This is a genomic window from Arthrobacter rhizophilus (assembly GCF_026241105.1).
Lineage (GTDB): Bacteria > Actinomycetota > Actinomycetes > Actinomycetales > Micrococcaceae > Arthrobacter.
In genome coordinates, this window is sequence record NZ_JAPFFT010000040.1 from 21889 (window position 1) to 28800 (window position 6912).

The following is a 6912-nucleotide window of genomic DNA, read 5'->3' on the forward strand; positions in this document are numbered from 1 at the left end:
TCAGATGAGGTCAGTTGCAAGTACGGGGGCTGGAATGGGCTCGGCTTCCGATGACTTTCGAAACGTGCGTGCCGAGAAGTAGTAGAGCGGGGCAACAACGGCCAGGCCGACAATCCACGAGATGTCCACGCCGCCCATCGCGGCGGCCAGTGGGCCCGTGTAAATCGCCGTTGACGTGAAGGGAACCTGGATCAGGGCGCCAGCGACGTATGACCAGATGGCGACCCAGTTGAACCGTCCGTACACCCCGCCGTCGCGCTTGAAGAAGTCTTCAACCCGGTAGTCGCCATGCCGGAGGAGGTAGTAGTCCACCAAGTTGATGGCCGTCCAAGGGACCAGCACGTACATCAGGAAGGAGAGGAAATTCGTGTAGAAGACGATGAAATTGTCTCGGGCAAACAGTGCGATCAGCAGCGCGAACGCAAAGAGGACTACCGCCCCGATGCTTCGGGTCTTGGCGCGCGGCATCCAGGTCGGCCTGAACGTCTGCCCGATCGTCAGGCTGCACAAGACCCCGCAGTAGAGGTTCATGGCGTTCGAAGCCGCGACGCCCAGGCAGAAGATTCCGACGACGGCGAGCGTCCACGGCCCCAGCAATGCGCCCAAGCTGCCAACGATGTCGACGTTGCTGGCATCGCTGCTCATGGTCACAGCCAACGTTCCCACCAAGGCACCCAGGATCATCGGGAACAGGGTCCCCAGGACGCAACCTGAGTAGGACGCCCAGAACGCCGGGGTTGAGCCTGTGCCTTTCGGCATATAACGGGAGTAGTCCGAGACGTAGGGAGCATAAGCGAGCTGCCACAGGGCGGAGACCGAGATGGTGCCCATGAAGCCAACCCAGTTGAAGTTGCCCTGGTCCAGGAAAGTGGCCGGCAGGCCGTGAACGGACAGGACCCAAACGAAGGCCAGCAGCAGCGCCAAACCGGCCACGACACTCAAGATGCGTGCATAGGCGTGAATGAGCCGGTAGCCGTAAATCGTGGCAACCACACTGACGACGCCGATGATAATGATGCCTGTGTCAACACTGATGCCGGGGCTGACGGCGGCCATCGCTTCGCCCCCAAACACGAGGTTCGCCGCGAAGAACCCGACGTACATGATCACAACGATCACAACGATCAGCAGCGCTCCGAACGAACCGAACTGGCCGCGGGTCTGGATCATCTGCGCTACGCCCAGCTGTGGTCCTTGGGCGGAATGCAGTGCCATGAAGACGCCGCCCACGACGTTTCCAAGGATGATTCCCACGATGGCGGGCACAAAGCTGAGCCCGAACACCGTTGTTGCGAGTCCGCCGGTCACGATGGTCATGATCATGATGTTGGAACCGAACCAGATGGTAAAGAGGTCCCGGGCTTTCCCATGGCGTTCATTCAACGGGATGGGCTGAATGGTCTTGTCTTCGAGCCGGGGCACTTCGGTGGCCGCGGCGGGATTGCTTCGGGTGCTCATGATGCGGTCCAGGAGGCTGCTTGCAATTCGCGGAGGGCGTTGGCGGAGGCCTTGCCGCGATTCACCATTAGCGCGAGAAGGTCGAAGACGAGGGTGGCCGCGGCTACCGTGGTGATGTCTGCGTGGTCGTAGGCCGGAGCGACCTCGACGACGTCTGCTCCGACGATGTTGATGCCGTTCAGGCCGCGGAGCAATGCCAGAAGTTCGCGCGAGTGGAGCCCGCCCATCTCGGGAGTGCCGGTGCCCGGCGCATAGGACGGGTCCAGGACGTCGATGTCGATGGAGACGTACACGGGGGTGTCGCCGAGTCGCTCTTTGACCTGTTGGATGGCTGCTGGAACGCCGATGACATCCAGGTCCGAGCAGCGGATGATCTGGAATCCGAATTCGTGGTCGCGGAGGAAATCGTTGCGGTCGTAGACCGGCCCGCGGATGCCGACGTGCATGGACCTATCTTCGACAAGGAGGCCTTCTTCAAAAGCCCGCCGGAAGATGGTTCCGTGGGTGACCGGCTGGTCGAAGTAAGTGTCCCAAGTGTCCAGGTGGGCGTCGAAGTGCAGCAACGCGACCGGCCCGTGGACCTTGTTCAAGGCCCTGAGCATCGGGAGGGCGATAGTGTGGTCGCCACCGATCGAGATGAGCTTCTTGTCCTCGTCGATCAGGGGCAGTGCCTGCTCTTCGATTTCGCGGACGGCCCGGGTGATGTCGTAAGGCGTGCAGGCGATGTCGCCAGCGTCGACAACCTGGACTTCGTATACAGGCTCGACGTCCAGTTCGGGGTGGTAGCCGGGACGCAGCAGCCGGGAGGCTTCGCGGACTGCGGCAGGACCGAACCGGGCGCCTGGCCGGAAGGACGTTCCGCCGTCGAACGGCACGCCGACGATCGCAATGTCGTAGTCCGGAACACGGTCGATTTGGGGGAGCCTGGCGAAGGTGCCGAGGCCTGCATACCGCGGGACTTTTGTTGCGTCGACGGGGCCGATGGGCTTGTGCGTTGTCATTCCGGGATCCTTTGTGCAGTGCTGCCGAGCGGCGATGCCCGCAGCGTTTCGGTGTTGGGATGGGGGTGCTCGCCTTTGAGCGGGAAGTAGGTAATCCAATTCTTAGTGACGTGCATCACGGCGTATAGCGGTAGATTGACTACAAATGGCCGGGGCTCTTATACATTTGTCTAAGGGCCCCTGAATTGTCCGGAAACCAACGCGCTGGGAGCATATTTCATGGCGATTACTGTGGCTGAGCTCGTGGCGGAACCCCAGCTCGGACTCACGCTTTTGGCCGGATCCACAGGCAGGGACAACCGAATCACGTGGGCACACACTTCTGACCTGCCGAGGCTGTGGGAATGGGTCACTGGCGGCGAACTGATGATGACCAACGGCCTGTCCATCCCGGCCGACGCCCAAGGCCAAGTAGCGCTCGCCGAGGCGCTCGTCGATGCAGGGGCCAGCGCCCTGGCCATCGGGGAGAAGATGCATGCCCCGGAGTTGTTGCCCGAGTTTCTGGCAGCCTGCGAGCGGTTGCCGCTACCGCTGATCAGCATTCCGTATCCGTTGCCCTTCATCGCTATCGCGCGAGCGGTAGCTGAGGCCTCCTTGTTGGAGGAATCGCGGCGCCTGCGTCAGACGGCCCGGGTCTATGACCTGCTCCGTACGGCGGGAACATCCGGGGACCATTGGCAGGGCCTTATCCAAGGCCTCGAGGCCGAGCTCGATGCGGATCTGTTCGTCGTGGACCGGCGCTGTCTTCATCCCTGGCATCCGGATGGTGATCCGCTGCCGGACTTTCTGCAGGCGGAATTGGCCCCCTTGACAGGGCATATACCCATGACCGGGAAGAAGTTCCAATGGCATCGGCTGCGGGACCGGCACGTGTTGATGATGGACATCCCTACCCACGCCAATGCGGTGCTGGTGGTGCTGCCGAAAAGCGATCCGCACCCTGACGCCGTCGTGCTTCTGCATGCGGCAACCGTGCTGGGGCTGGAACTCTCACGGTCGGCCCTGTCCTTGGAAGGCCGGCATCGCCTGGCGGGCGAATTCCTCCTGCAGGCGTTCGATGGACGTCTCGGGAGCGCGGAACTGGAGATCAGGCTCGCCGCTTTTGATGTTCCGGCGCAGAATTTGGTGGTGGTTTCGATAGAGGCCGACGACGGCGAGAGGCTGGCGAACATTCACATCGAACTGTGGCGTCACGGCCTTCAGGCCGCTTGCCTGAGGCGTTTCAACACACTTCATGTGGCGATATCAGCAGCGGTGGCCGATGACGTTTTGATCCACTGCGCGGGGCCCAAGGTCCGGATTGGCATCAGCTCGCCTACATCTGCCCGCGGCGTCCAACGTGCACTCCAGGAATCGCTGTGGGCGCTCGGTTCAGCGAAAGGCAATGCCGTAAACCTGTCCCGTTACGCCGAGGGGCCCTCGTGGCTGGGCCTCACCAGTTTCGAAGAGGGGACGGCGTTGGTTCAGCGGCTGCTCGGGCCGATCTTCACGTATGAACAGAGCCAGGAAGGCGATCTCATCGTGACTTTGAAAACCTACCTGGACACCCAGAGGTCGTGGCAAAAGACTGCCGCGGCGCTCTTCGCCCATCGCCAAACCATCATTTACCGCATCCGGAAAATCAGCGAGTTGACGGGGCTCGACATGACCGAAACGTCCACGTTGGCCCAGCTTTGGTTTGCGCTCCAGATTCATGAGGCCATGCATAAGTGAACCCCCGCCCCCGGAGAGGACTACGCCGTCGCTCGCTTGATGAAGCGAGCGACGGCGTCGTTCTCCCTTTAGTTCAGCAGGCCCGGACAGGGTGCCGGGCTGTTGATTTGTGAGGTGGTTGTCATTGTCCGCCTAGGGCACCCGCGCGGATGGGCAGGTCTGCGGCATCCTGGTCCGACTGGAGCTCGTCCTGGAACCTCGCGTAGCGGGCCAGGTGGACTGGACGGCGGCGCAGGAAGAACCACGCGACGCCGAGAATGATGAACCAGACCGGTGTGACCAGCAGTGCCGTCAGCGTGTCCGGCTGGGTGGTCAGCGTCCAGAGTACAAAGGCGAAGAACCCGAAGACCACCCACACCATGGGGAGCCCGCCGGGCATCTTGAACTTGGACGCGACGTGCAGTTGCGGGCGACGACGACGGAAGGCGATGTAGCTGGCCAGGATGATGGACCAGACGAAGACGAAGCAGACGGCGGACACGGTGGTGACCATGTCGAAGGCCTTGCCGACGTCCTGTCCCGCGTACATCAATACGACGCCGGAGAGCAGCAGGATGCAGGAGAGGAACAGGGCGTTGCGGGGAACCTTGCGGTGGGACAGGCCGCTGAAAAGGGCCGGGGCGTCGCCCTCCTTGGCCAGGCCGTACACCATGCGCGAGGTGGAGTAGATGCCGGAGTTGGCCGAGGACATGGCCGAGCTCAGCACCACGAGGTTGACCACCGTGGCGGCCGCGCCGAGGCCGGCCAAGGAGAACATGGCGATGAAAGGGCTGTGGCCGGCGGCGAACTGGGTCCAAGGCGTGACGGACATGAGGATGATGAGGGCGCCCACGTAGAAGAGGAGCACGCGCACTGGGATGGAGTTGATCGCTCTGGGCAGGTTCTTCTCAGGGTCCTTGGCCTCTGCCGCGGTGGTGCCTACCAGTTCGATACCCACGAACGCGAAGACGGCGATCTGGAACCCGGCCACGAAGCCCATGAATTCGTGTGGGAAAAATCCACCGTGGCCCCAGAGGTTGGTGAGGCTTGCCGGTCCCGCGTCTGATTGGAACCCGCTGAAGATCATGAACAGCCCCACCACGATCAGCGCCGCGATCGCGATGATCTTGATGAGGGCGAACCAGAATTCTGTCTCGCCGAAGGCCTTCACCGTGGTCAGGTTCAGCAGCAGTAGGATCGCGATGGTGGCCAGGCCCGGGATCCACAGCGGGAGGCTCGGCCAGAGTTCCTTTGAGTAGCCCGCGATGGCAATGACATCCGCGATGCCGGTGATCACCCAGCAAAACCAGTAGGTCCAGCCAGTGAAGAAACCTGCCCACGGACCCAGGAGGTCTGCGGCAAAATCGCTGAAGGACTTGTAGTGCAAGTTGGACAGCAGCAGTTCGCCCATGGCGCGCATGACGAAGAACAGCATGAAGCCGATGATCATGTAGACGAAAATCACGGATGGGCCGGCCGCGGAGATGGTCTTGCCCGACCCCATGAACAGGCCCGTGCCGATGGCGCCGCCGATTGCAATCAGTTGGATGTGTCGGTTGCTGAGCTGCCGATCAAGATGCGGTGTTTCACTAGCTATGGCGGGTGGGTGATGAATCGTCATGAGGAACTCCATCGTTCAAGTGGCACCAGCGTGCCACGATGATTCGGGGTTCCTCCCCGCTCTGTATTGGACCTGAGAGATTCCGCGGTTCCGTGCTTTCGCATAGTTCCGCTTTGCACCGTCGGTGAGCCCGGGTTCCCGGGCTGCTTTCCAGAGTTGCCTTGCCGCGGCGGTACATGGGCCTGAGAGTTTCCTGGGGAGGATTTGCTCCTACGGCGCCTGCTGAATGTACCGGCAGGGCTCTCCCGCCGCAGATCGTAAGCAGTATTCAGTTTGGGGTGAAGCGAATCACGCAGGTGTGGAGGAAATTCAAACCACACGACACCGCACGAACTGCGTCATTCTCAACAATCGTGGCCTCGGGGCCGTGTCGGCTGGTAAGGTCGGCGGCTTGACTCCTTCTGGGCGGCCACCGACTCAGTGTGGGATAGGTCACCAAGGAATGTCAACTCCGGCTTTGCTTCGTGATGCCCCCGCTCGATGCCCTCTGCCAAAGCTATTTCCAATACCGGATGTTGCCCCGGCGCTGGCGTTGTGTGTATGGTGTGAGCCGAATCACCCCAAATCTAAATATGCCTTTCGAACCGTGGCGGGAGAGTCCTCCCAGTCATCTACCGGGCAGGCGCCGTAGGAGCAAATCCTCCCCAGGAATCTCTCAGGCCCCCGTACCGCTGCGGCGAGGCAACTCTGGAAAGCAGCCAGGCTTCGGTCTGGCTCACCGACGGTGCAAGCGGGCAACCAAGCCTGCGGAATCTCTCAGGTCCGATACAGAGCGGGGAGGAACCCAAACCGAAGCCGTGCCATTGTGGCCGGCCCTACCTTGGAGTTCCTTTTGACTGTTCAATCAACCCCCATCGCTTTTGCAGACCGACACATCGGCGCACGACGGCAAACCGATGTTGACATCATGCTCAAGGCCGTCGGCTACGACTCCGTTGATGGCTTGGTGGACGTCGCTGTCCCCGATTCCATCCGCCAGGACGTCGCACTGACGCTCCGGAACGCCCTCAGTGAGGTGGAAGTTCTGGCTGAACTGCGCAAGCTGGCGGCCAAGAACAAGACGGCCGTGCAGATGATCGGCCAGGGCTACTACGACACCGTCACTCCGCCGGTGATCCGCCGTAACATCCTTGAGTCCCC

At 61.7% G+C, this 6912-nt stretch carries 4 protein-coding genes, 1 pseudogene and 4 riboswitches; of the genes and pseudogenes, 2 read left to right on the forward strand and 3 right to left on the reverse strand.

The window, feature by feature from the left end; genetic code table 11:
• On the reverse strand, positions 1 to 1458 hold the full coding sequence (locus OOZ51_RS20445; protein WP_265981686.1) for a purine-cytosine permease family protein: 1458 nt from the start codon (positions 1456 to 1458) through the stop codon (positions 1 to 3).
• Entirely contained in the window at positions 1455 to 2459 is a 1005-nt protein-coding gene (gene speB, locus OOZ51_RS20450) for an agmatinase (RefSeq protein ID WP_265981687.1), read from the reverse strand. Before speB ends, OOZ51_RS20445 begins: the two co-directional genes overlap by 4 nt.
• Before the next feature lie 219 nt (positions 2460 to 2678).
• On the opposite strand from speB, the gene OOZ51_RS20455 reads away from it, so the two are divergent.
• Positions 2679 to 4172, forward strand: coding sequence for a PucR family transcriptional regulator (locus tag OOZ51_RS20455; RefSeq protein ID WP_265981688.1), 1494 nt, complete (start codon positions 2679 to 2681; stop codon positions 4170 to 4172).
• A gap of 121 nt (positions 4173 to 4293) precedes the next feature.
• Here OOZ51_RS20455 and OOZ51_RS20460 read toward each other — a convergent pair whose 3' ends face one another.
• Complete coding sequence (locus OOZ51_RS20460) at positions 4294 to 5772, reverse strand: amino acid permease (RefSeq protein WP_265981689.1); 1479 nt, start codon at positions 5770 to 5772, stop codon at positions 4294 to 4296.
• Positions 5773 to 5823: 51 nt separating this feature from the next.
• Positions 5824 to 5931: riboswitch (glycine riboswitch) on the reverse strand.
• 1 nt (position 5932) lies between these two features.
• Positions 5933 to 6030: riboswitch (glycine riboswitch) on the reverse strand.
• Positions 6031 to 6352: 322 nt separating this feature from the next.
• Positions 6353 to 6453: riboswitch (glycine riboswitch) on the forward strand.
• Positions 6454 to 6553, forward strand: a riboswitch (glycine riboswitch).
• A gap of 39 nt (positions 6554 to 6592) precedes the next feature.
• On the opposite strand from OOZ51_RS20460, the pseudogene OOZ51_RS20465 reads away from it, so the two are divergent.
• Positions 6593 to 6912: pseudogene (locus OOZ51_RS20465) on the forward strand (glycine dehydrogenase (aminomethyl-transferring)); the annotation flags it as partial.

What these genes read in the sequence shown, in the direction of transcription:
- speB (WP_265981687.1), bottom strand. Translation starts at nt 2,459, where the DNA reads ATGACAACGCACAAGCCCATCGGCCCCGTCGACGCAACAAAAGTCCCG.
- OOZ51_RS20445 (WP_265981686.1), bottom strand. Translation starts at nt 1,458, where the DNA reads ATGAGCACCCGAAGCAATCCCGCCGCGGCCACCGAAGTGCCCCGGCTC.
- OOZ51_RS20455 (WP_265981688.1), top strand. Translation starts at nt 2,679, where the DNA reads ATGGCGATTACTGTGGCTGAGCTCGTGGCGGAACCCCAGCTCGGACTC.
- OOZ51_RS20460 (WP_265981689.1), bottom strand. Translation starts at nt 5,772, where the DNA reads ATGACGATTCATCACCCACCCGCCATAGCTAGTGAAACACCGCATCTT.